This is a genomic window from Enterococcus sp. 12F9_DIV0723, from assembly GCF_002174375.1.
Taxonomy (GTDB): Bacteria; Bacillota; Bacilli; order Lactobacillales; family Enterococcaceae; genus Enterococcus_A; species Enterococcus_A gilvus.
This window is the reverse complement of sequence record NZ_NIBK01000002.1, coordinates 146751-168264: the sequence shown is the minus strand read 5'-3', so window position 1 is coordinate 168264 and position 21514 is coordinate 146751. Positions and strand designations below refer to the sequence as shown.

At 43.6% G+C, this 21514-nt stretch carries 31 protein-coding genes and 1 pseudogene; 20 read left to right on the top strand and 12 right to left on the bottom strand.

Features of this window, described 5'->3' with window-relative positions:
- The first annotated feature begins 385 nt into the window (after positions 1-385).
- Positions 386-586, top strand: a complete 201-nt coding sequence (locus A5868_RS13930; protein WP_010778882.1) for a cold-shock protein — start codon at positions 386-388, stop codon at positions 584-586.
- 81 nt (positions 587-667) lie between these two features.
- Complete coding sequence (locus A5868_RS13925) at positions 668-895, top strand: hypothetical protein (RefSeq protein ID WP_010778883.1); 228 nt, start codon at positions 668-670, stop codon at positions 893-895.
- 45 nt (positions 896-940) lie between these two features.
- Here A5868_RS13925 and A5868_RS13920 read toward each other — a convergent pair whose 3' ends face one another.
- Both A5868_RS13920 and A5868_RS13915 read right to left on the bottom strand, forming a co-directional pair.
- Positions 941-1408 carry an ImmA/IrrE family metallo-endopeptidase gene (locus A5868_RS13920; RefSeq protein WP_086305282.1) on the bottom strand — a complete coding sequence of 156 codons (468 nt, stop codon included), beginning with the start codon at positions 1406-1408 and terminating at the stop codon, positions 941-943.
- 4 nt (positions 1409-1412) lie between these two features.
- Positions 1413-1739 (bottom strand): helix-turn-helix domain-containing protein, encoded by a 327-nt coding sequence (locus tag A5868_RS13915; RefSeq protein ID WP_010778885.1) that lies wholly within the window; start codon positions 1737-1739, stop codon positions 1413-1415.
- 220 nt (positions 1740-1959) lie between these two features.
- Between A5868_RS13915 and A5868_RS13910 the strand changes: the two genes are divergently transcribed.
- Together A5868_RS13910 and A5868_RS13905 are read left to right on the top strand one after the other, a co-directional pair.
- Positions 1960-2349 (top strand): RinA family phage transcriptional regulator, encoded by a 390-nt coding sequence (locus tag A5868_RS13910; RefSeq protein ID WP_010778886.1) that lies wholly within the window; start codon positions 1960-1962, stop codon positions 2347-2349.
- Positions 2350-2516: 167 nt separating this feature from the next.
- Positions 2517-2732, top strand: a complete 216-nt coding sequence (locus tag A5868_RS13905; RefSeq protein ID WP_086305281.1) for a BhlA/UviB family holin-like peptide — start codon at positions 2517-2519, stop codon at positions 2730-2732.
- Between the two features lie 83 nt (positions 2733-2815).
- Here the strand turns inward: A5868_RS13905 and A5868_RS13900 are convergent, their stop codons facing one another.
- Positions 2816-3547 carry a class I SAM-dependent methyltransferase gene (locus A5868_RS13900; protein WP_217808913.1) on the bottom strand — a complete coding sequence of 244 codons (732 nt, stop codon included), beginning with the start codon at positions 3545-3547 and terminating at the stop codon, positions 2816-2818.
- A gap of 88 nt (positions 3548-3635) precedes the next feature.
- Positions 3636-3851: a hypothetical protein gene (locus A5868_RS13895; protein ID WP_010778888.1), complete on the bottom strand. Its 216-nt coding sequence runs from the start codon at positions 3849-3851 to the stop codon at positions 3636-3638.
- 667 nt (positions 3852-4518) lie between these two features.
- Between A5868_RS13895 and A5868_RS13890 the strand changes: the two are divergent.
- Positions 4519-4950: pseudogene (locus A5868_RS13890) on the top strand (universal stress protein).
- Between the two features lie 73 nt (positions 4951-5023).
- On the top strand, positions 5024-5452 hold the full coding sequence (locus A5868_RS13885) for a universal stress protein (RefSeq protein WP_010778890.1): 429 nt from the start codon (positions 5024-5026) through the stop codon (positions 5450-5452).
- A 260-nt stretch (positions 5453-5712) separates the two neighbouring features.
- Here A5868_RS13885 and A5868_RS19075 read toward each other — a convergent pair whose 3' ends face one another.
- Positions 5713-5859, bottom strand: coding sequence for a hypothetical protein (locus A5868_RS19075; RefSeq protein ID WP_010778891.1), 147 nt, complete (start codon positions 5857-5859; stop codon positions 5713-5715).
- 272 nt (positions 5860-6131) lie between these two features.
- Here A5868_RS19075 and A5868_RS13880 point away from each other — a divergent pair, with 272 nt between their 5' ends.
- The 3 genes from A5868_RS13880 (at position 6132) to A5868_RS13870 (ending at position 8268) form a co-directional block, all read left to right on the top strand.
- Positions 6132-6854 (top strand): C39 family peptidase, encoded by a 723-nt coding sequence (locus A5868_RS13880; RefSeq protein WP_044926907.1) that lies wholly within the window; start codon positions 6132-6134, stop codon positions 6852-6854.
- 53 nt (positions 6855-6907) lie between these two features.
- A complete protein-coding gene (locus A5868_RS13875) occupies positions 6908-7390 on the top strand; it encodes a universal stress protein (protein WP_254908345.1) in 483 nt (160 codons plus the stop codon).
- A gap of 122 nt (positions 7391-7512) precedes the next feature.
- A complete protein-coding gene (locus tag A5868_RS13870; RefSeq protein ID WP_086305279.1) occupies positions 7513-8268 on the top strand; it encodes a MerR family transcriptional regulator in 756 nt (251 codons plus the stop codon).
- A gap of 22 nt (positions 8269-8290) precedes the next feature.
- Here A5868_RS13870 and A5868_RS13865 read toward each other — a convergent pair whose 3' ends face one another.
- Positions 8291-8971, bottom strand: coding sequence for a hypothetical protein (locus A5868_RS13865; RefSeq protein ID WP_086305278.1), 681 nt, complete (start codon positions 8969-8971; stop codon positions 8291-8293).
- A 126-nt stretch (positions 8972-9097) separates the two neighbouring features.
- On the opposite strand from A5868_RS13865, the gene A5868_RS13860 reads away from it, so the two are divergent.
- Together A5868_RS13860 and A5868_RS13855 are read left to right on the top strand one after the other, a co-directional pair.
- Positions 9098-9358 carry a hypothetical protein gene (locus A5868_RS13860; RefSeq protein ID WP_010778896.1) on the top strand — a complete coding sequence of 87 codons (261 nt, stop codon included), beginning with the start codon at positions 9098-9100 and terminating at the stop codon, positions 9356-9358.
- A 457-nt stretch (positions 9359-9815) separates the two neighbouring features.
- The gene (locus tag A5868_RS13855) at positions 9816-10241 is read left to right on the top strand and encodes a universal stress protein (RefSeq protein WP_010778897.1); all 426 of its coding nucleotides are present in this window, start codon (positions 9816-9818) and stop codon (positions 10239-10241) included.
- 34 nt (positions 10242-10275) lie between these two features.
- Here A5868_RS13855 and A5868_RS13850 read toward each other — a convergent pair whose 3' ends face one another.
- The 3 genes from A5868_RS13850 to A5868_RS13840 form a co-directional block, all read right to left on the bottom strand.
- On the bottom strand, positions 10276-10536 hold the full coding sequence (locus A5868_RS13850; protein WP_086305277.1) for a hypothetical protein: 261 nt from the start codon (positions 10534-10536) through the stop codon (positions 10276-10278).
- A complete protein-coding gene (locus A5868_RS13845; RefSeq protein ID WP_086305276.1) occupies positions 10523-10777 on the bottom strand; it encodes a DUF5960 family protein in 255 nt (84 codons plus the stop codon). The genes A5868_RS13850 and A5868_RS13845 overlap by 14 nt, the downstream gene beginning before the upstream one ends.
- 311 nt (positions 10778-11088) lie before the next feature.
- Complete coding sequence (locus A5868_RS13840) at positions 11089-11985, bottom strand: Abi family protein (RefSeq protein WP_176281348.1); 897 nt, start codon at positions 11983-11985, stop codon at positions 11089-11091.
- 301 nt (positions 11986-12286) lie between these two features.
- Between A5868_RS13840 and A5868_RS19070 the strand changes: the two genes are divergently transcribed.
- The gene (locus tag A5868_RS19070; protein WP_157777026.1) at positions 12287-12460 is read left to right on the top strand and encodes a hypothetical protein; all 174 of its coding nucleotides are present in this window, start codon (positions 12287-12289) and stop codon (positions 12458-12460) included.
- 49 nt (positions 12461-12509) lie between these two features.
- On the opposite strand, the gene A5868_RS13835 is transcribed toward A5868_RS19070, so the two are convergent.
- The gene (locus tag A5868_RS13835; RefSeq protein ID WP_010778900.1) at positions 12510-12881 is read right to left on the bottom strand and encodes a hypothetical protein; all 372 of its coding nucleotides are present in this window, start codon (positions 12879-12881) and stop codon (positions 12510-12512) included.
- Between the two features lie 240 nt (positions 12882-13121).
- Here A5868_RS13835 and A5868_RS13830 point away from each other — a divergent pair, with 240 nt between their 5' ends.
- Positions 13122-14024: an Rpn family recombination-promoting nuclease/putative transposase gene (locus A5868_RS13830; protein WP_086305274.1), complete on the top strand. Its 903-nt coding sequence runs from the start codon at positions 13122-13124 to the stop codon at positions 14022-14024.
- A gap of 198 nt (positions 14025-14222) precedes the next feature.
- Positions 14223-14660 (top strand): universal stress protein, encoded by a 438-nt coding sequence (locus A5868_RS13825; protein ID WP_010778905.1) that lies wholly within the window; start codon positions 14223-14225, stop codon positions 14658-14660.
- A gap of 22 nt (positions 14661-14682) precedes the next feature.
- Here A5868_RS13825 and A5868_RS13820 read toward each other — a convergent pair whose 3' ends face one another.
- Positions 14683-15003 carry a DUF960 family protein gene (locus tag A5868_RS13820; RefSeq protein ID WP_086305273.1) on the bottom strand — a complete coding sequence of 107 codons (321 nt, stop codon included), beginning with the start codon at positions 15001-15003 and terminating at the stop codon, positions 14683-14685.
- Positions 15004-15194: 191 nt separating this feature from the next.
- Between A5868_RS13820 and A5868_RS13815 the strand changes: the two genes are divergently transcribed.
- Together A5868_RS13815 and A5868_RS13810 are read left to right on the top strand one after the other, a co-directional pair.
- Complete coding sequence (locus A5868_RS13815) at positions 15195-16082, top strand: diacylglycerol/lipid kinase family protein (RefSeq protein WP_086305272.1); 888 nt, start codon at positions 15195-15197, stop codon at positions 16080-16082.
- 21 nt (positions 16083-16103) lie between these two features.
- Positions 16104-16511, top strand: a complete 408-nt coding sequence (locus A5868_RS13810) for a pyridoxamine 5'-phosphate oxidase family protein (protein WP_010778908.1) — start codon at positions 16104-16106, stop codon at positions 16509-16511.
- Between the two features lie 59 nt (positions 16512-16570).
- On the opposite strand, the gene A5868_RS13805 is transcribed toward A5868_RS13810, so the two are convergent.
- Entirely contained in the window at positions 16571-17830 is a 1260-nt protein-coding gene (locus A5868_RS13805; RefSeq protein WP_086305271.1) for an MFS transporter, read from the bottom strand.
- Positions 17831-18250: 420 nt separating this feature from the next.
- Here A5868_RS13805 and A5868_RS13800 point away from each other — a divergent pair, with 420 nt between their 5' ends.
- From A5868_RS13800 to A5868_RS13785, 4 genes are all read left to right on the top strand, one after another.
- A complete protein-coding gene (locus tag A5868_RS13800; protein WP_010778910.1) occupies positions 18251-18817 on the top strand; it encodes a glycerol-3-phosphate responsive antiterminator in 567 nt (188 codons plus the stop codon).
- A 104-nt stretch (positions 18818-18921) separates the two neighbouring features.
- Positions 18922-19698 (top strand): SDR family NAD(P)-dependent oxidoreductase, encoded by a 777-nt coding sequence (locus tag A5868_RS13795; RefSeq protein ID WP_086305270.1) that lies wholly within the window; start codon positions 18922-18924, stop codon positions 19696-19698.
- 58 nt (positions 19699-19756) lie between these two features.
- On the top strand, positions 19757-20878 hold the full coding sequence (locus tag A5868_RS13790; RefSeq protein WP_010778912.1) for an ABC transporter ATP-binding protein: 1122 nt from the start codon (positions 19757-19759) through the stop codon (positions 20876-20878).
- An 11-nt stretch (positions 20879-20889) separates the two neighbouring features.
- Positions 20890-21510 (top strand): ABC transporter permease, encoded by a 621-nt coding sequence (locus A5868_RS13785; protein WP_010778913.1) that lies wholly within the window; start codon positions 20890-20892, stop codon positions 21508-21510.
- Positions 21511-21514 lie beyond the last annotated feature (4 nt).

The window sequence follows — 21514 nt, the reverse complement described above, 5'->3', positions numbered from 1 at the left end:
TCCGATGAACGCTATTGCAGAGAAGATCTGTCGAGTGGGCGTCGGATTTTTTTATTTTCCTTCCTCAATTAATCGTTCGTGTTTACGGTAAAAGGACTAAAAACAGAGAGAAACGTCAACGGTTTTTTTCGTTTGAGTGAGGAAAGGTACGTTGTCGTGTTTGGAAACAGTTCTTAAGAAAAAGAAGCAAAACTTAATGTTTGAAACAGTTAATTCAGGAAATGTTCATGTTTTTTTGCTTTTACTATCTATCCGTGATATAGTAACTAAGTAATACTTTGATATGTGACTAGTTGTTTATCTAGCTTTTCTAAGATACTTTTTTTTACACGTCATTCTTTATTACAAATAAACACACTTGATGTGTAATTGGAGGTACTTTATTATGAATAAAGGTACAGTAAAATGGTTTAACGCAGACAAAGGTTTTGGTTTTATTACAGGTGAAGATGGCAATGACGTATTTGCTCATTTCTCAGCTATCCAAGGCGACGGATTCAAAACTTTGGACGAAGGCCAAGCAGTTTCTTATGATGTAGAAGAAGGCCAACGCGGCTTACAAGCTACAAACATCACAAAAGACTAATTTGTTTAATCGACAGATAACTAAGAAGATCGGAAACGGTCTTCTTTTTTTCTATAATTATTTGAAGGAGGATATTCACATATGGCAAGCACCTATGGATTCAAATCTCCACAACCCTCATCGTTAGGGGAACGCTTCTCGATCGGTCAAGAAGTATTTTTCGAATATAACCAGGAAACGCAACTAGGGATTGTAAAGAACAAGCTGAACAATTCTGCGATCGTAAAAATAATTAAAAGTGAAACCGAAGATTTAATTGATTTCACAACGGTCATTAGTTACGGTGATCTCGTCGAACCTATTATGTAAATAAACACCGACCTTCGCAAACGTGGAGGTCGGTGTTTTTCTTTTCTATTCAAAAAATTCAAAGACGCCTATCGTGCCATCTGCGCGAAAAAGGATGCGGTAATTTTTATAGGACAAGCCTTCTTCATACATTCTTGCGTAGACTCTGACAGCATGCTCGAAGGCTCTTTTCGTGATCCCTAAATAATCGGCGCATTCCCAGACCGCCGAAAAATGTTCCTTATGGCAGTCAATAATATCCTGTGGCGTGACGACCAATGTGGCACCGACGTCGCGGGCCTTCTGCTCTTGCTTTCGTTTTTCATTCGTATCTTGACTGGTGATATCACCAGCGCTCGTCAAATAGTGGGCAATTTCTTCTGCGACTGTCTCTGTCAATTCTTCGGTCGACTGTCGCGGGTTCAAATAAACCTGATCATCAATGCATAGGCCCTTCAATCCGTCTGGCATAGCAGGCTCAAAAGTATAATCGATCCCTTGAAAGTCAGCCATCAATTTCTCTGCTTTATCCATCTCATCAATCCTTCTTTGCATGCTTCAGCTTAATAAAATCAATGTAATTTAAGATATCTTCCATTTGTTCTTCTGTGACCTCGTCATCGATATGCGCAGCAACGGTCAGTTGTTTAGAAGAAAAAGCCGTATTTTTTTCGCGGCCATGCAAATAATCCAAAGAAACATGAAAAAAATCGGCGAGCTTATTTTGCGTCTCAATATCTGGTGTTCGTTTTCCCTGTTCATAGGAGGCGTAGGTGGTTTTGGCGATCCCGAGCTCTTTTGCCATGTCCATCTGGGTGAGTCGCGGTGTTCTTTTTCTCAAGGCTTTCAGCTGTTGAGCAAACATAGGTGGTCACTCCCTTCAAAGACAGCATACCATAACTATGCCTATATTTCGTATAAAAAGAGACGAAATGTGGACAAAAGAATTTACAGTGTACGCGAAATGTATTACCATTGACTTATAAAAAGAAATTCAACCTACTTTTAAAAAAAGGCAGGTGTTCATTCATTTAGAAGATGCCTATCTTCTAAGTGTATTCGAGTTATTTTAAGGAGGGCTTGCGATGGAAAAATGGAAGAAAGACTATTTGAAAGGAATCTTGCAGGACTACCCGAACATGCAGGATTATTATTTAGAGCGAAGGGGAAAGCTGCTATTACATCCCACTGAAGCAACAAAGGTGGAAAATACTGACCCAGAAAGCAAGGATCTGTTGATCTCCATTTCATTGGATCGGCAGTTGATCAATCTCGAACGAAACCAGAAGATCATTTCTTATTGTTTGGAACAGGCAACCGGTGAGACGAGAGCGATCATTGAGGGTCTGTACATGTCAAAACAGCCAAAAAGAAATTTGGACCGTATGGCAGAGGATGTTTTTCTAAGTAAGCGGCAGGTGATTCGTTTGCGAGACCAATTTTTTGAAGTGTTAGCCGAGCATTTAGGAATCTAATGTCTTTTTTTTGGCAACAAAACGAACATAAGTTCGTATATACTAAAGGTAGATTTAAGAGAAAGGAAGGGTTCTTATGAGAGAGGGAACACGTGAGCGTTGTCAAAAGAGGGAATCTGGGAGCCGCCGATGCGCGGGGCTTCTGTTCAGAAAGTGGGTGAAGCAGCATGGATGCACTTCTTTCTTCACTGCTTGAGAATCCAGAGAGCATCGGTTTCCCGATCCTTTTTGTTGGGTTATTGGTGTGGGTAATGAAACAAAACAACGAACGAGAAGACCGTTACCTGAACACCATTGACGAGCTGACCGGTTCATTGAAGCAGATCGAGAGGCTAGAACGGACGATTCGACAAATTTGTGAAACAATGGAACGAATAAACTAGCAAAAAAAACCAGAAGCTTTGAAGCGACCGCCAAAGATTTCCCTTTTGGCGGTCGCTTCCTGTGATTCAAACTTCTGGGCGTATTAAGATTGTTTTTCTGCTTTTATAATCAACATCATTGGTCGGCGCATTTCGTCCTTCATACCAGGAACCGCCATCATCGTTTCAGGCGGAATAGGTTCAACGATTCGTTGGATCTGGAACCCATTCGTCAACAAGCTGTCTAGATAGGTCGTCATTGTTCGGTGGTATTTCGTCACATCACTGCCGAGAAAATGGGCCGTGCGCTGTCCTTCGTAAAAATAATTGTCTACTGGAAAGTGCGCGATCTGTCCCTTTTCATCGTAGGTCCAATCCTGTGCCCCTTCCGCAGTAAAGATCGGATGCTCCACGGAAAAGACAAGCTGACCCTCTGGAACCAACCAGGTGCCGATGTGTTTGGCTAGCGTTTCAAAGTCTTCAATATAATGGATCGCCAGTGAGCTGATCACGATGTCGAAGCTGTTTGGCTCGAAAACAACCGTATCAAAGCTGTCTTTTATAAAGGTGACCGTGGAAAAGGTGTTTTTCTCGCGGGCAACCGCCAGCATTTTTTCTGATAGATCGACGCCAACGACGGATGTGGCACCATGCTCTGCGGCATAAAAACAATGCCAGCCGTAACCGCAGCCGAGATCAAGGACGCGTTTTCCTTCAAAGTCCGGCAATAATCCTTTTAACGTTTGCCATTCGCCTGCACCATCCAAGCCCTGCTTACTGCGGGCCATTTGACTATAGCTGTCAAAAAATTCTTCGTTATCATAAATGTTTGTCATTATAAATTCCTCCATGTAATTGTATTTGTCTTAAACTACATGGAGTACATCTCTTTTGTGTGCAATCATTTGTATATCCTCGCTTTCGTTAAATTTCGTTCATCCAATAGGTACGGTCGATCGGTTCAACAAAGATCTCGAACTCCGTGGACTCGCTTTCAATCATGTGCGTGACGCCATGAACCAATAAAAATTTATCGGGTTGTCTCAATTGCAAGGTGTCACCAACATGAGGAATCATAGAAAGGTCGATCGAACATTCTTCTTTTCGGGTGAGGATGTTTTTTAAGTTGGCTTTATACATATCCTTTCCTCCAATTACGCTGTCTCAACGTACCTAGTTTAACATATAAACAGGTAATGAACAGGGGGGATTTTGTTTTCGGACAAATTCCATTTTCGGAGCAGGAAGGGACGTTGATAGGAGTTGGAAAATAAAAAAGCGTTCGTTTCCCAGCACGCAAAAAAAGACCGGCCTAGTAGGCAACGGTCCGCAAGTGAAAAAACAAATTCTATAAAGGATGGGTGTATACCCACAGTTAACTATAAATAGAAAAGGCTTTCTAGGCAACTTTTTTGCTCATAGAAAAAGCCGTCGCAGGGCAACGACGGCTGGAGTCCTGGGAAGGAACTCGGATAAACAAATGAACTACTGTTACCTTAACGGATAGCACAAAGAGATACAAGAAAAATGCTCAGAGAGGTGCAGATTATTCTTGAAAATTGAATAACACCCTTTTTTTAATTTTAAGCGTTAGAGGTGTGGAGAGAAACATACCGAAAATTTTCAAATTTGTAAAAAAATTGCCTTATCCCCAAAAAGAAAATCGATTATTTATTTTAGTCCAAAAGACTGCTGCGAATAAGCCATCCACTTTTCACTGCGATAACTTTTGTTATCAACGACAAAGTTTCTTTCGTTTCACAGATCGTCGCTTTTCCTTTATAATTTAAGAAAGGAGGCGGTTACAATGATCAGCCACTACAAGAATATATTGGTCGCGATCGACGGGTCGAATCACTCTGAACACGCGTTTGATGAAGCGGTGGAAGCGGCAAAACGCCACGGAGCCAAGTTGAGTGTTATTTCAATCATCAATGACAATGAACTCTCCACCAGCGCCTTTTCCTTTAGTAAAATCTACGCGGCATAAAAAGAACAGGTTGAAAAAGAGCTGTTGAAAAAAGTGCACGACGCATCCCTTAAGGACCTTGAAAACGTGGAGCCTTTTGTCGAGTTGGGCAATCCAAAAGAAAAAATCGTTGAATTTGCGAAGGAAAATGAGAGTGACATGATTTACTTGGGTGCGACGGGAAAAGGGGAGATTCGTCTCTCGCGCATCGGCTCGACCGCAGCTTATGTCGTCAATCATGCCCCCTGTAGTGTAACCGTCATTCGGTAGAGAACCTATCTTTTATGAAGGAACGATCCAATACAAAAGTCAATAGAATATGAACAGCGGAGGAGTAGGTAGTATGATCAGCAGATATAAGAATATTATGGTTGCCGTGGATGGTTCCGACCAGTCGGAAGGCGCGTTTTTTGAAGCGATCGGTGCTGCGCGACGGAACGATGCGAGGCTGTATGTGGTTCAGGTCATTGATGATTCCAGTATTTTGATGAGCAGTGCGCAGCCGATGGATGATATTTTAGCAGAAGAGTCTCAGCAGGCCAAAAAGTACCTTGAAAAGTTGCAGGAACGAGGCCGCTACCAAAATATGGAGATCGTGCAATATATTGGGAATCCGAAAAAGGCGTTAACAGAAGAATTGCCTAAGCAGTATGCGATCGACTTGATATATGTCGGCGCCACGGGGAAGGGCCGTTTCCAACGGCTATTGGTAGGTTCCACCAGCGGGTATATCGTGAATCATGCCCCCTGCAATGTGATGGTCGTAAGATAACAACAGGTTTTGGCGAATGCGTATTCGTCAAGACCTTTTTTTATGAACAAAAAAAGGCACCTACCGTGGATTCACAGCAGGTGCTTTTAATGCAATTTCGTGTCTTTCACTGAGATGTCACTCCTCATTCGTTTTAAGGAAATCATTTTACCGTTGCATCAGACGAGGCTAATGCGTTAGTTAAGTGATCATTTTTCCAAAACCACGAAAAATGAATCGGATCACCGTTGCATAGAGGTTGTTTCTACCAAACGGTTCTCTTAGTTCTTTTGCAATTCTTGTACCGCTTTTTCAATCGTTACACCCGTTGCTACATGGTTTTTGTCGTTCTTATCGAAAACGATAAAAAGGTTCAACTCTGTATCCAACGTGACACGGTATTGCACATTTTTGTTATCGAATGTCATAATCATTCTCCTTTCTTCTTGTCACGAAAGGCAACTATTACGCTGATAACGAAATTCCACTTATAAATATAACACGAATCGAGGCGAATTACTAACAAAAAGTTTGTAAACGCCATCAAAAAAATTAAACTTATTAAATCCTTAACTTTCATTTTAGAAAGCCTTCACAACATTTAAAATAACTTAATAATCATCTGATTTAAGGGGTTATCGTTGGTATATACCTTATTTATCCGTATAATTCCAAGTGGACTCTAATGATAGGTGATGACATGAAGAAAAGAAGAATAACTGTAGTGCTGATTCTGCTTGTAGTAATCAGCGGCGGTATTTATATCGCTAAAGGAAAGAATGATTGGACCGAGCTGATCGACCAAACAGAACAGGAAAAGAAGCTCGTTTTAGACGTGCCGTTAGAAAATCAATTTGACGGGGATGCCCTGGAAAATGGGTGTGAAGTGACGGCGTTATCCATGCTGCTGCGTTATTATGGCTTTGATACAACGAAAAATGAGCTGGCAGACGAACTGGATTATCAACCGCTGTACACAGAATCTGGCAATTACGGCGATCCTCATTTAGGATTTGTCGGAGACATTACTGGAGGCGATGAGGCGATGGGGGTCGCGGTCGAGCCGATCGCAAAATTAGCCAAGTCGGTCGTAGGGGATGACTACCGCGTCGTGAGCTCCAGCAAAACCTCCTTTGATAAGATCATTGACGTTGTTGGCAGTGGAAAACCGGTGTGGATCGTCGCAACGGTGGAGTTTCAAGTGCCGACCGATAACGACTTTATGCTTTGGGAGACCGATCAAGGCAGCATGTATGTGACGCCTTTGATTCACTCCGCAGTCATTACAGGCTTCGATCGAGAGAAGGAAGTCGTGTATGTGAACGATCCATACGGGTACCAAAACCGTGAAGTTCCCTGGGACGACCTGAAAGAAATCTATGATCAAACCGACAAGCAATCCCTTTATCTGGAAAAAATCTAACGCGAAACCACTTCTTTTTCAGGGAAGTGGTTTTTGTCTTCTCTAGGAGAAAAATGCGTACAAAACAGTCACACCTTGCTATACTAGAAGAAAAGGGGGAAGGCATCATGAAAGAACGTTACGGCAACATTTTAGCAGCAGTAGACGGCTCTCCGCAAGCGCACCAAGCATTGATGGAGGCGGTCGAGGCCGCACGAAGAAACAATGCACGTTTGTACATCGCACGAGTCATCAATAACAGCGGCATCTTGCTCAATAGTGCGACGCCTGTGTCCCAGATCCTTGAAGAAGAGAAGCAGTATGCCCTTAACGAATTGGAAGAAGAGGCGGCGAAGATTGATTACTACAACAAGCAGTTGATCACGTGTGTCGGCAGTCCTAAAAAAGCCCTGTGCTTCGATTTACCTGAAACCTATCACATCGACCTGATTTATATAGGCGCCACGGGGAAAGGCGCGGTCGAACGAGTGCTGGTGGGATCAACCACAGACTATGTCATTAACAACGCGCCATGCAATGTGATGGTGGTGAAATAATAGGAAAAACCACAGCCAGCAAACTAATGCTGGCTTTTCCTTGACCTTGCCGTAACGTTAAGGTGTAGGATTGGTTTTGTCAGGAAGAAGTTATCACATTCACGAAGGGGAGAAGGGATCAAATGAGTTACACCATCAAACAAATCGCAGAACTTTCAGGTGTCAGTGCACGGACCTTGAGATTCTACGACGAACGCGGATTATTGAGACCCGCCTTTCTAACCGAGGCTGGGTATCGGATGTATACGGACAAAGAAATTGATCGGCTGCAGCAGATTTTATTGTACCGATCCATTGGGATTCCTTTAAAAACAATCAAAGAATTGATCGACCAACCTGACGAAAAAATCCAAGATACCTTAATTCAGCAAAGAGACGAACTGATCCGCAAACGCGGAGAATTGGATCGTCTGCTGCAGGTCCTTGAGGACACCTTGGGGTATTACAAGGGAGAGATTCGAATGACAAATAAAGAAAAATTTGACGCCTTCAAGCAGCAACGACTGCTGGAAAATGAAGAGAATTACGGCACAGAGGTCCGCGAAAAATACGGAGAAGACGCCGTAGCCCATGCCAACCAAAAATGGCAGAACATGAGCGAGAAAGAGTACGGCGAGTTGACCGCGATTGAAGGAGAGCTGACGCAGAAATTGTCTTCTTTTTTAGAGGAACAGACACTGCCAAGCCCGCTAGCGAAAGAAGTGTTTGAGCTGCACAAATCTTGGCTGCAATTTAGCTGGAAGAAGTATTCTGGCGAAGCGCACAAGGGAGTAGCCGAAATGTATCTTGCAGATGAACGGTTTACCCGTTATTACGATGACAAAAGCGGTGTCGGCGCCGCGGAGGCATTGTATCAAATCATTCAGTATTACGCATAGAAAAAAAGGATTGCGCTTCGGCTCAATCCTTTTTTGCGTCCAACAGGCGTAATGAGCGCTGTGCTTCTGCCAAGAATACCGTTTCTTGCAGCAGCACAGCCTTACTTTGGGGAAAAGCGGAAAAACAAATAAGCATTTTCCATGGAATCAACGCATCTTTTCGATGGGTATGTTTTAACGATAAAAGCCGCTGGTAATGGGCGTCAGTTGCTACCGAGGGATGATAAAAGGCTATGAACCCAAGAGCATCGATCAGCTCTCTCAAGGGAAACGGCGACAGTTGCTCAGCAGAATCAAGCAGCAGCGGGAAAATATCAGGCGACATCCGACCCAACGAACGAGCGATCAAATCCCGTGGCAAAGGATAGGATTTCTTCTTTGAAGGGGCGATCGGCGTTCGATGCTGATTGTGACCGATGTTATTCAGCAACGGAATCATCTGTCGTGCAGTCGCTTCGCCGCCGCTCTCCAGCTTTGCGGTGATCGCTAATCGGGTATACAAAGCAGGCTCATGAATAAGCGCCTCTAATAAAATGTGTGTCGTGTCACAATCTAATGGCAATAGTCGTGCGGCAACCGTACGTTCGCAAGCATCTGTTGAGGCAAGCAACGCAATCAGGTCACTACGCGACAACCCTCGATACGGGGGTAAATCGGCTTCTTCTACCCATCCTCGGCCTCTTCGTTGAAGCTCCTTGTTCATATCAGCAACTCCTTTTAAAGAAGTATACCAGAAAAATACCGTTGAAAATTTGTGTTTTATTTCACAAAATGATTGATTTTAAGAATCGGATATGCTATTATCAAAAAAAAAGAAGAGGTGATGGGAATGACAAAAGTAGTTGCGAATCCTATGGAATTAAGAGATGCTATTCGTTGTGAGAAACAATCGATTTCAATCACAGGCGGCTTCGCCAAAATGATGCAGCCGATAGTGAGCCAGAAAGAAGTGGATGTAAACAGATTGGATCTGCCGACATTCGTAAAATTGGCGCTCGATCCTAGAACACTGGAAACATTAGCGACTGCGTACCAAGTAGCTAAGAAAAACGATACAAAAAATGTTGAATTAGAATATGTAAAAGGCTAATTTTTTTACCTGTATTTGTGAAAAATATATCAAAGTGTAAAAAGTGTCTCTTTAGAAAGCAAAGACACCAGAGGGAAGCACCCCTTTGAAAATGGTAGAATATCGATAAAATAATAGCTTTAATAATTTTTTTTGACAGTATTTAAATAGAATGAATACTTTTTCGAAATAAAAATATTTAGTAACATTCAGAATAAATTTGAAAATGTTAAAAAAACAATTCGTAAAATCGCCAAAAGAAGAAAGAAATCTGTTAAAATGTGAATATGAGGAAGACCTCTCTCAATCTTTCTTAGCTAGTAGTATTTGACTAGCATCCCCTTTAAGCACCTTGACGTTCAAGGTGCTTTTTTCTTTTCTCTAAAAAATGAGCCGTTCCAAAAAAAAGAAAGCGCTTCATAAACGCTGTACAAAAGGACCCCCCATTCGATACAATAGAAGAAAGGGGGGATTTACCATGAAAGAATCGTACAAAAGAATTCTTGTCGCAGTCGATTCATCTGAACAGGCACGACGCGCGTTTCAAGAAGCCATCGAAGTCACTCGCAGGAATGATGCCCACTTATATATTTTGATTGTCTCTGACACCAACCATTTAGGTGCCGAGCCCTATGCGGTGGACCAAGTCGTCAAGCAAGCGCATAAAGCAGCCGGAGCAGTCGTAGAGTCCTTGGAAGAATTGATCCCAGAAGATATTGCACACACGACGATCGTTGATGATGGCAATCCAAAAGCAAAAATCGTTGCCTACGCAGAAGAGGAAAAAATCGATTTGATTTTAATGGGCGCCACAGGTACCGGAACCTTTTCACGTCTGTTACTCGGTTCAACCACTGCATTTGTCGTGAACAATGCCCCGTGCAACGTCATGGTCGTTCGCTAACATAGAAGAAGCCAGCACATTTTTGTGCTGGCTTTTAGCTTGCGGTTTGATAGGCTTGAATATCCGTCATAAGTTTGGTTTTTCCTATCACTGCATATTTTGCGATGATCAGTTGGTCCCGCGCATTTCTTCTCCCCGACACCACGATCGTCAGCCCATTTTCCACATCCGCGAGAAAATTCAACGAGTGGGCCGCAATCAAACAGTTGGTACCAGCAAGCTGAAAATAAACCAGCGGCTGTTGCGAAAATTGGATAATCTTCAACTTCTCTACTGTTCCCTTAAGCGATTCCATCAGCCTTCCTCCTCGTATGGATGCCTTTAAAAACAAGCTCATTATTTTTACGTTCAAATTGGAAATAAATATCCTTCTTCCGCCCAGTCTTAACAGCAGGAATAACAAAATAATCGCGATCTTCCGCATCCATCTTCGCTGTGATCTGATTCAAACATAAGGCCAGCGGCAAAGAGTCCTTCACTAAGGAATCATACGTGCGGTAAAAAAGTTCAACAGAATCTGGACTAATCATAGACATGGTCATCACCTCATACATAGTATACGAACGTTTGTTCGATAAGTAAAGAAAAAAGAGAGCCTTTTTTATAAAATTACGCAAAAAAAAGAAACCTCCATGTAGTAATGGAAGGTTTCTTAAAAAAATACCTGTTTTACTAAAACAAAGACGATCACCCAAAAAAGCAGGCAAAAGAGATAAAGAAAAAAGGTCAACTATCGTTCGTGATAGTTGGCCTTAAACCTGTATCCTAGCACTCTTTCTTATGCACGCATAAGCGTAGAGCGGCAGCATGACCTGCACTTTCTTCATCTAAAATAGTATCGATTTCTCTACAAAAAGTCAACCAGTTTGTATAAAATGGCGAACATATCTCGCAGTTTAAAATTGTTTTTATACCATTCTTTATTTCTTAAAGCTCTTTTTATTAATCGAATTCCTTCCTTTTTTCTTAAATATCTTATGTGTCCAGAAACATAGGTATTGAACAATGCGAATAAACAGACTGCATCATGTATCTTTTTAAACTGTGCCTGATAAGGATCAATTTTCATTTGCTTAGCCATAGAAGTGACGACTGCCTGTGGGTTACCATTAATCTTGTTTTCCTTACCGAAAACGTTAATTGAAAGAATATTACTGTGCGCGGCAGAGTTCCGTAGATATTTAGCATATACCATTAATTTACTTGCCTTCTCAAGTTGAACGTTATGGTATTTGTCGTAATACATCTTAACGAAGCTGCATAAACTACCAAAATCCATTAATTCTACTAGTGTCCAAACGGGAACAGCATTTTTCCTTTTTCTGTACATATCATTTAGGTAGCGGCTGCGTTTGAACGTTTTCAGTGTTTTATTATAGGAATACGCATCGAATGTCTTGAATGCACGAACGATGGTAAAACCATCTTCCCGATCATTCGTAGTGATAAGACGTAAAAGGATGGTCTTAATACTATGTTCAATATCTAGTGACATCGCCATTATCAAGTATCTAAATTGCCTGTCAATCGAAGCGAGATCAACCATATATGAAAAATCTAAATCTACATATTTTTCGCATTTCTTAGGAAAATTCTTTCTAAATGCTGTCACTTTATAATAGTAACTTTTGCTTTCTAGTGTGCCGATAACATCTGACTTGCCTAAATAGTTGAAAGTGATCCCCTTAGATGCCATGTGCGCGTACATTTCTTGAAAAGTTAGCTTCTTTTGCTGACGTATCATACGTTCTCCTTTCCTTGAAGTGATCCTCCTAGTATTAAACATGGTGCAACAAGTAAACTCCTCCAAAACCAATCATAAAACGAGTTCTTTTCTAAAAAACTACGCAAAAAAAAGAAACCTCCATGTAGTCATGGAAAGTTTCTTAAAAAAATACCTGTTTTACTAAAACAAAGACGATCACCCAAAAAAGCAGGCAAAAGAGCAGGGCGATTCGGTATATGATGTGTTTGGGCTGGCGGTAGAGCCAGTGGGACAATTTTTTCATAGCTAAATTCCTTTTTTATTCGTTGTGGATCTTCGATTGATTGACATGAAAATCTTTCTATTAAAGAGAGAAAAACGCACACCAGCAATTTCTGCAGGCGTGCGTTTGAAAAGCGTGGACGGTTGGAATCGAACCAACACCTCTGTCTTAAATGCGGACTACATCATTGAACGAGTAAAACACCAAGTTCATCCACGCTTATCAGTATAGCGAAACGTTCGATAGATTCAAAGAACACGCGCGCTTAATTAAAAAATTATTATACTTTGACCTTTTTCAAGGACTCTTCGGAAAATTCTTTGGCAATCATCCACCCATAGCTTTCAGTAATCGCCGCAGCGGTGGAGCCATTGACGATATTACCGGCAACGGGAAGCTTGCCTGCTAAGAAGCGAGCCGTCATTTGCCCAGCCTTTTGCGCTAAAAATTGTGTCGCCAGCGCCTTTGCTGCGCCTTGCTCCAGCTTGACGTGGAACACTTTTCCTAAGGCGATCACCATCGCTGTCTGGATCGGCAATAAAACCGTGGCATCAGGGAAAGGCAATTGCGCCATCCCCGCACCGACACCGGCCGCGGCTGTGGAGGCACTATGAATGATGAGATGGGCTTTTCTTCGTTGTGTTTTATTCATCTCTGATTCTCCTTATTCGTTCTGTGAAGAAAGTGTAGCACCTTGATCAGAAAAGGACAATTTATACAACTTGCCTTAAAGCAGTTTTAAAGAATCATGTACTCACAGGCGTCCCTTGCGAAAGATTCCTGTGTTTTTTTGCGTAGGTTGTTGTAGAAGAAAATCGAGAGCACATGCTATAATGGGGGCGAGAAAAGCCTTCCTTGCTTGCACGTGTGCTGTCTGGAAGGTCGTGAAACGATGAAAAACTATCTGCCAACAAATGATTTACTCTTTAATAAAATGCTCACCTCTGAAGATTCCGCGTCAATCCTTAAAAATTTTGTCAAAGATCTGCTCGGCTTGGAATTCAAGTCCCTGACCCCCAAGGAAACATACCACATCGATAGTTATAAAAAAGCCTTTGAAAATGTAGAAATCGGGTTGACCGAGGTCGATATCTTGGCTATCACGGAAGACGGCAGCCATGCGACGATCGAATGCCAAATTCAACCGCATCAATATTTCCAAGAACGAACTCTGTTCTATCTCGTCGAAGCCTTCCGCGCTGCTTATGGCAACAGCGATGCCGAGACATTCATAAAAAAGAACAACTTTTCAACATTGCGACCCGCCTACGGAATCAATATCATTGATTTTCATTTATGCGATAAAGAACAAGACGCCCTGCAAATCTACCGTCTGCTGAACGAGAAAACCCATCAGCCATTTTTAGGCACCAAAAAAAGAGAACTATTTGTCCTTTGTTTCCTAAGTTTAAAAAATAAACACGTCGCGCCAAACAGCGCCTCTCAACACTGGCAATATTTCCTAAAAACTGGAGAAGTCCTACAAGACGCCCCATCCTACATTAAAGCAGCAAAGAAGAAGATCAGTTATTACCAACTGAACAAGGAGGAAAGAACCATGATCATGAGAATCAATAAAGCCAAAGCCATCGATGATGCCGTGCGATCAACACAATTGATGGAGGCACGAGAAGAGGCAAGAGAAGAAGAGCGTGCGAAGAGAGACCGAGAGATCGCCCTCAACTTATTAAAAACGGACCTTTCACTCATCCAGATTTCAGAAGCAACAGGAATGCCCATCGAAGACATCAAAAAGCTGAAAAACCGCGAACGCCATACTACTGAAAGCGAATAGAATTGGTTGTACAAAGGTACTGATTGTTAAGAACGGGAATTGAGGAGGGAAAGTGAGAATCTCCCCGACTTTTTTAACGCTTGATCGCGGGGCTTATTTGGAGTGTCCTCAAAAAATAAAAAAACAAAGAGAAAGAAGTAGTTTTCTTTTTAGAATAGAGAGCAGAATGATAAACTAAAGGGGAAAGAGGTGGCAAAAATGGTGGATGAATATAAGAATATTTTAGTTGCTGTGGATGGCTCGGAGCAGTCTAAAAAGGCCTTTGATGAGGCGATCAATATCGCAAAAAGGAACAAGGGGAAATTGACCTTGGCGACCGTGATCGACACGGCTAGTTTCAGTGGAACGACTGGGGGAAACTCGATTCCTTTGATGCAGGAAGTCCATGAGAAGGCGCAGAAAATCATCACGGATCTGGAGCATCATCGCGTGGCGGAGGAGCAAGAGGTTCATTTGACTTCGCAAATCATTGCTGGCAATCCGAAACGGGAAATCGTGGAGCTGGCTGAAAAGCTGGAAACAGATTTGATCGTGATGGGGGCGACTGGATTAGGGGCGTTATCGCTGATTTTTGTCGGTTCAACCACCGCGTACGTCGTCAATCAAGCACCCTGCAATGTGATGGTCGTAAAATAACAAAAACGTTTGGCCGTAGTGGTCAAACGTTTTTTTCGTCTAGCGTCATGAGCAGCTCTTCGCCAGTATCATAGACATACATTACTTTTGGAAATTCGATGTCGTCGTAGGCTTCGACATACGGGGCGGTGATGCCATCTGAGAAATAAGGCTCACTTTGGGAATAGACGACACTGAGTGTACGGGCCATTTTGTTTTTAAAAAAGTGAAAACGTTGCGGCGAAGTCAGCGGCAATCCCTTTAGCGGCCGCATGAAGATCATGTGCCAAATTTCCTGCTGCATATGCTCAGGAATCGCAGTGAAGGGGACGTCGCTTCTTCGTGGTTTTTTCGGTTCAAACAATTTCTTCACCCTCTCTTTGCTTTATCATAGCAGTTTTTTAATAGAAAAAAAGTGAAAATGCTCAAATTCCCATGATTTAGGTCGTTAAAACAGTTTTTTTGCCTTAAAAATGATAAGGTAAAAGGGAGTAGTTTTAGTTATTTAGCGCGAAAAGAAACGTGAAAACAGCAAATGAATGAGGGTGAAAGAACATGCGCTATGGAATTTTTTTTAATCCGAATGCAGGAGACGGAGATGCGGAAGAATCAGCAAAAAAAATGCGGGAGAAGTTTGAAAAAGCGGGGCACTCGGCAGACTTTTTAACGGCACCTGATGCGGAGAAAGCAATCAAGAAAGTGAAAGAGGCGATCGACGATTACGATGGTCTTGTCGCGATCGGCGGGGACGGTTCTTTGAACATCGTGGGGACAGCGTTTGTTCAGGCTGGAAAAGCCATCCCGTTAGGCATCATCCCTGGAGGAACCATTAATAACTTCGCGAAACGCTGGCATCTTCCAATGGACGAGGAAGAGGCGATGGACGTGATCCTCGCGGGTCATCAACGGAAGGTCGGGATCGCTGCCTGCGACGATCGGCAGAAAGCCATTATCAGCTCCTTTACCTTTGGGTCCTTTGCGGATATTTCCAACGAAGTGCGGCAAAGTGAAAAGCGGAAATTCGGGTTGATCGTGTATCCCTTAAAAGCGTTGAAGCAAGTCGGGAAGGATACTTCTTATCCCGTCGAGATCACCGCAGACAATTACCACGAGAAATTGAAGGTGTGGTTCTCTTTAGCAACGACCACCCATTCGATCGGCGGCAGACCGTATGTCGATACCGATTATGATGAGCTTCATGTCAGCATCTTGCACAATATGCGTCTCAGAAAATTGCTTCAGCTCTTACGTTTTGTGTTTACGGGACGTTTAAAGGATTCAGATGCTATGACGTATCTGGAGACGAACAAGTTGGAGATCAAGCCTTTGACAAATAAAAAAATCTATTCCCGTATTGACGGGGACAAAGGACCAGCATTGCCGTTAACCGTGGAATTTTTGGCAGATTTTGTGCCGCTTTATGTACCAGAAACACACGAATAGTACAAGCGAGGGGGGACAAAAATGGATAAGAATATGGAGAAGTTGTTGGCAAGTGCAGACACGTTCACAATGATCACAATGGACAATCGCGGATTTCCCCATGCGATCGCTATTTCACCGCCGTTGGAACGAAATGGGTTTTACTATTTCAAATTTTACATCAATGGCGACGGCCGAACCGCAGAGAATATTCGCCAAAATCGCATCGGCAGCTTGTTTTGTTTCAACAAAGAAAAGCATGAAAGTATCGCGTTAAAGGGGTACTTGTTTGTGGAAGAATTGGTCGAATACAAAAAATTGGCTGCGCAGCTCAATGAATTTCAAAAAGAGCTGGATTATGAGCATCCAGTCATCGCAGTCTTTGAGACCTTGAGCGTCAAGCATTACGAAAATATGCACGGTGAGTTTTTGGATGTGCCGGAAAAATAACAAAAAGGGTCAACTCTTGCAGGAGTTGGCCCTTTTGTATGTGGCTAGAGGAACGATCGTTAGTCGATGTTCGCTGAGACGGTACCAGAAGCTTTGGCTTTCTTGATGATAACAGCCAATACTAATGAGAAGATGATACAACCGATCCCCATCGCGATCGCATACATGAACATCATGTTGAAGCCGGTTTTTCCTGGATTATTATCCAGCCAGCCGCCGATCATGGTGTACATGAAGACATCCGGCAAATACCCAAGACACGAAACGATTCCAGAAACACGTCCGGTCATTTCCACTGGGAAGCCCGCATCATCAATGATCGCGAAGTACTGACTGCGAACTACATAGATGAAGAACAAGCCGAAGATAAAGTTCACGATGACGGCAACCAGCATCCCTGCGTTGGCTGGCAATACTAAGAAACCAGCGAAGCTGAGTGTCAGCAAGGCTGCACCACCGATGATTACCCGCAGACGTGACCCTAATTTATCTGCGATGATCCCGCCGATGATCCCGCCGGCAGCTTGAACTAAATAACGGATCGCGCCGAGCTGTGCACCGCCTGAGACAGACAAGCCATAAACATTGATGGCAAATGTATTGATGTAGCCTAAAATGCCATACATACTGTAGGCAAAGAAGACGATCGCTACTAAGACCCATGTACGAGGGATCTTCAGCGTTTTGAACATACCGATAACTACTTTAGAAAGAGGCTCTGAATGTGTTTCTGCTTCCGTGTCTTCAATAACAAACCAATTTAAAATACCAATGACGAAAACAGTGATCGCACAAACACGAATAGCCCAAGCGGTTCCTAAGACTTCATTTGAGAAGCGGACGAAAACCGCATTCATTCCAACAACCAACAACCAATTCAGCAACCCGCGTAAACCTTCTTGCCAACCAAACAAACGCCCTTGCTCCGAACTGTCGCCCAACATCCGTGTGGCTTTGATGGCCGCAGACCAATACGTGATGATCGTCGAGATCCCCATCAAAACGAAGATGAGCCGGCTGATCTGAAAGCCTGGGAATGTGGAGAACCACCAACCCAAAACGCCTGTCACTAAGAATGAAACGGTCAACAACTTCCGTGCGGAGAACTTATCCGCGACAACTCCGCCGACAAAGTACGAAAAAGTCGCCATCGTCGCATACCCTGATGAGAGCATCCCCATCTGCGCGTTGGTCAGATCCATGGCTTTTTGAATCGGTACATAAAACGTCTCCCGAATGTACGGGAGCTGGAAAATGATTCCGGCACCGGCTGACAGTAGTAACAACGTTCCCCATTTTTTAACTGCTTCTCTGTTCATATAACACCCTCCTGCTTGTGAATTGTTCTACAAAAAAACAAAAAAGAAGCAACGCTTAAAAAAGCGTTACTTCTCTCTGGTCTCCAGTAACACCCAAAGTATAGAATTATATGAAAGCGATGTCAACGTTTTTTTTGAACCTATAGTCAAATAAAGTGTCTTTTTTTTGAATGTTATGAAAGAGAAATAGTCAAAAAACGTTGCTATTTCAATAAAAGATAAGGGGTTTATTAGCCTAAGAGCGATTGACGAACTTCGTATTTTCCCGTAGACTATAAAAATAATCACTTTCAGAGATGAACAGTGAATGGACGTTTTTTCTTCTCGCTGTAGCTGCTCACGGCGAATTTCTCATGAAAGAGTTTGTGAGGTATGGTAGAATGAAAGCGTATTAAATTACTTGGTAGGGACAGTAGACAGATGAAAAATAAAATTATACAAATGATGGAAGACAATCCATTGATTGCAGCGATCAATAGTAAACGCAGTTTTGAGAAAGCGTTGACCTGCGAAAGTGACATTATCTTCGTTCTTTATGGCGATGTTTGCAGCATCGTGGATATTGTCGACCAATTAAAAGAAGCTGGAAAAATCGTGATGGTCGATGTGGATCTGATCGATGGACTGGCGACCAAAGAGACGGCGGTTGATTATTTGAAGCGAGCCACAAAAGCAGATGGCATCATCAGCTCAAAGTCGATCTTGCTGCGGGCGGCGAATGCGCGGGGACTTTTTACAGTCCATCGGTTCTTTTTGATCGATTCAAAATCGTTTCACAATTTGCCTAAGCAGTTAGGAACGTCAAAGGCCGATGTCGTGGAGGTGCTGCCGGGAGCGATGCCCAAAGTACTTTCTTGGGTGCAGGAGGTCGTGGATGTTCCGATCATCGCCAGCGGGTTGGTTTGCGACAAGGAGCTCGTCATGACTGCCCTGCAGGCAGGAGCAGTAGCCATTTCAACCACAAACATGGATGTTTGGGAAATATAAAAAATAGAAAACGGTCGTTGATGCTAAGAGGAGAGAGAAAAGCGGACACCAGCTTATTTGGTGTCCGCTTTTTTGTCTGCATACGGACCGATGGGGGGACATAAATGGAAATAACAGAATTCAGCATGGATCTTTTCTCGCTGAGGGGGAAATCAGCCATCGTCACAGGAGGCAACACCGGCATCGGGCGTGCCTTCTCGTTGGCGCTCGCGCAAAGTGGTGCGAATATCCTTGTTCCGAGCTTGATCGATGACGATGGGACGACGCAGAAGATTATTGAAGAGACGGGTTCCTGCTATGTTTTCATGGAAGTGGATTTGACAGATGAAGGGGTCCCTCAGCAGGTGGTGGAGCATTGTGTCGAGGTCTTCGGAACGGTAGACATACTGGTGAATTGTGCGGGAATGTATCTTTCTGAGGAGGTTCGTCACTTCGACCGTGCCAAGTGGGACCCGATGATCCAATTGAATTTGACGGCAGCATTTGAGATGTCTCATGAGGCAGCCAAAAAAATGATTCCGCAAAAAAGCGGCAAGATCATCAACATTTGTTCGCTCTTTGCCTTCTTAGGTGGACAGTCGTCCCCAGCAAATGCGGCGGCGAAGCATGGATTGGTCGGGCTGACTAAAGCCTACTGCGACGAATTGGCGGGACATAATATTCAAGTAAATGGCTTGGCGCCGGGGTATCTGGCTACGGATATGACGAAGCGGGATCGCGACGACCCTGTGACCAATCAAAAAGTTTTGGCGCATGTGCCCGCCAATTATTGGGGAGAGCCGGCGGATTTGATGGGGGCGCTGATTTTCTTAGCTAGTTCGGCCTCGAATTTTGTGAATGGCCATATTTTACCCGTTGATGGCGGGTATTTGGTTCGATAATCTCTAGCCGCCCAGATTCACTGGCGGCCTAGTACATAATGGATGGAGGAAACAATGTATGATCGAGTTTGAACAGGTTGAAAAAAGATATGGAGAAAAAGCAATCGCCGTCCACCCGTTTGATTTAACGATTGAGGATAATCAGTTTATTTGTGTCATTGGTACGAGCGGAAGCGGAAAAACCACCTTGGTGCGGATGATCAATCGCATGATCGAGCCGTCTAAGGGCAGTATCAAGATCAATGGAGAAGACGTTACGCAGCTAAATGAAGATGAATTACGCAGAAAAATCGGGTATGTGATCCAAAACATCGGGTTATTTCCCCATATGACGATCAAGGAAAACATCATGATCGTTCCAAAGCTGTTGAAATGGAGCGAAGAGAAAAAGGCGGGGATCGCGGAACGCTTGATTCAGCGGGTGGATCTGCCGTTGGACTATTTAGAGCGCAAGCCGAAAAATCTTTCTGGCGGGCAACAGCAGCGGATCGGCGTGATTCGTGCATTGGCAGCGAGTCAGGACATCATTTTGATGGACGAGCCGTTCGGTGCCTTGGACCCGATCACCCGAGACGCGCTGCAGGAGATGATCAAAGGCTTGCAGCAGGAGATGAAAAAGACGATCGTTTTTGTCACCCATGATATGGATGAGGCGATCAAGCTGGCGGACAAGATCATTATCATGGACCACGGCGAGATCGTTCAATACGACACGGTGGAAACGATCTTGGAACATCCTGCCAATGATTTCGTAGAGGAACTGATCGGAAAACGCAAGCGAAACAGCTACTACAACAATGAAATGACCGTGGCAGACTTGATGGTGCCCCGGGTCGAAGCCATTTCCATCAGTAAATCGATCACGGATGCGATTCGCCAAATGTCGGAAAAGAAGGTCGATACGTTATTGGTCGTGGACGATCAGCGATGCTTAAAAGGATTTGTCGACATCAATTTTGTGGAGCGGAACATCTCGAAGCTGAAGCCCAATACGTCTGTTTTTGAAGTGATGGGAAAAGACACGGCCAGTGTGAATCAAAACGACCGGGTCGCAAATGTGATCGAGCCATTGATCAATCACACCTACAAATACCTGCCCGTGGTGGATGACGAGGAACATCTGGTTGGGATCGTGACCCGTTCGTCCTTGGTTTCACTCGTACAAGAACAGTTGCAATAGGAGGTGATGGTATGAATTTTTGGTCTGAATATGGCAATGAGATTTTATTGAAATTTTGGGAACATTTTTATTTATCCTTTTTCGCGATTTTTTTAGGGATTCTTGTGGCGGTGCCATTGGGGGCGTTATTGACGCGGTTGTCTAGAGGATCAGAAACCGTGATCAAGGTCGTGGGCGTTTTTCAAACGATCCCGTCATTGGCGCTGCTGTCCATCATGATCCCGCTTTTTGGGATCGGAAAAATTCCGGCGGTCATCGCGCTGTTTTTGTATTCGTTGCTGCCGATCTTGCGAAATACGTATGTGGGCATCAAGTCTGTCGATGCGACTTATCTGGATGCTGCTAAGGGCATGGGCATGTCGCAAATGCAGCGGCTGCTGCAAATCGAGCTGCCGTTAGCGATGGGGGTGATCATGGCTGGGATTCGCGTGTCGACGGTCTATGTCATTTCATGGACGACGCTGGCTGCTTATATTGGTGCAGGCGGTCTGGGGGATTATATTTTCAACGGCTTGAATTTGTACCGGATGGACCTAGTTATGATGGGGACGATCCCTATCACGCTATTGGCGTTGGTCTCTGACGCGCTGTTGAAACGTTCTGAACAAAAATTAACGATGGATCGAGGGTGAGCCG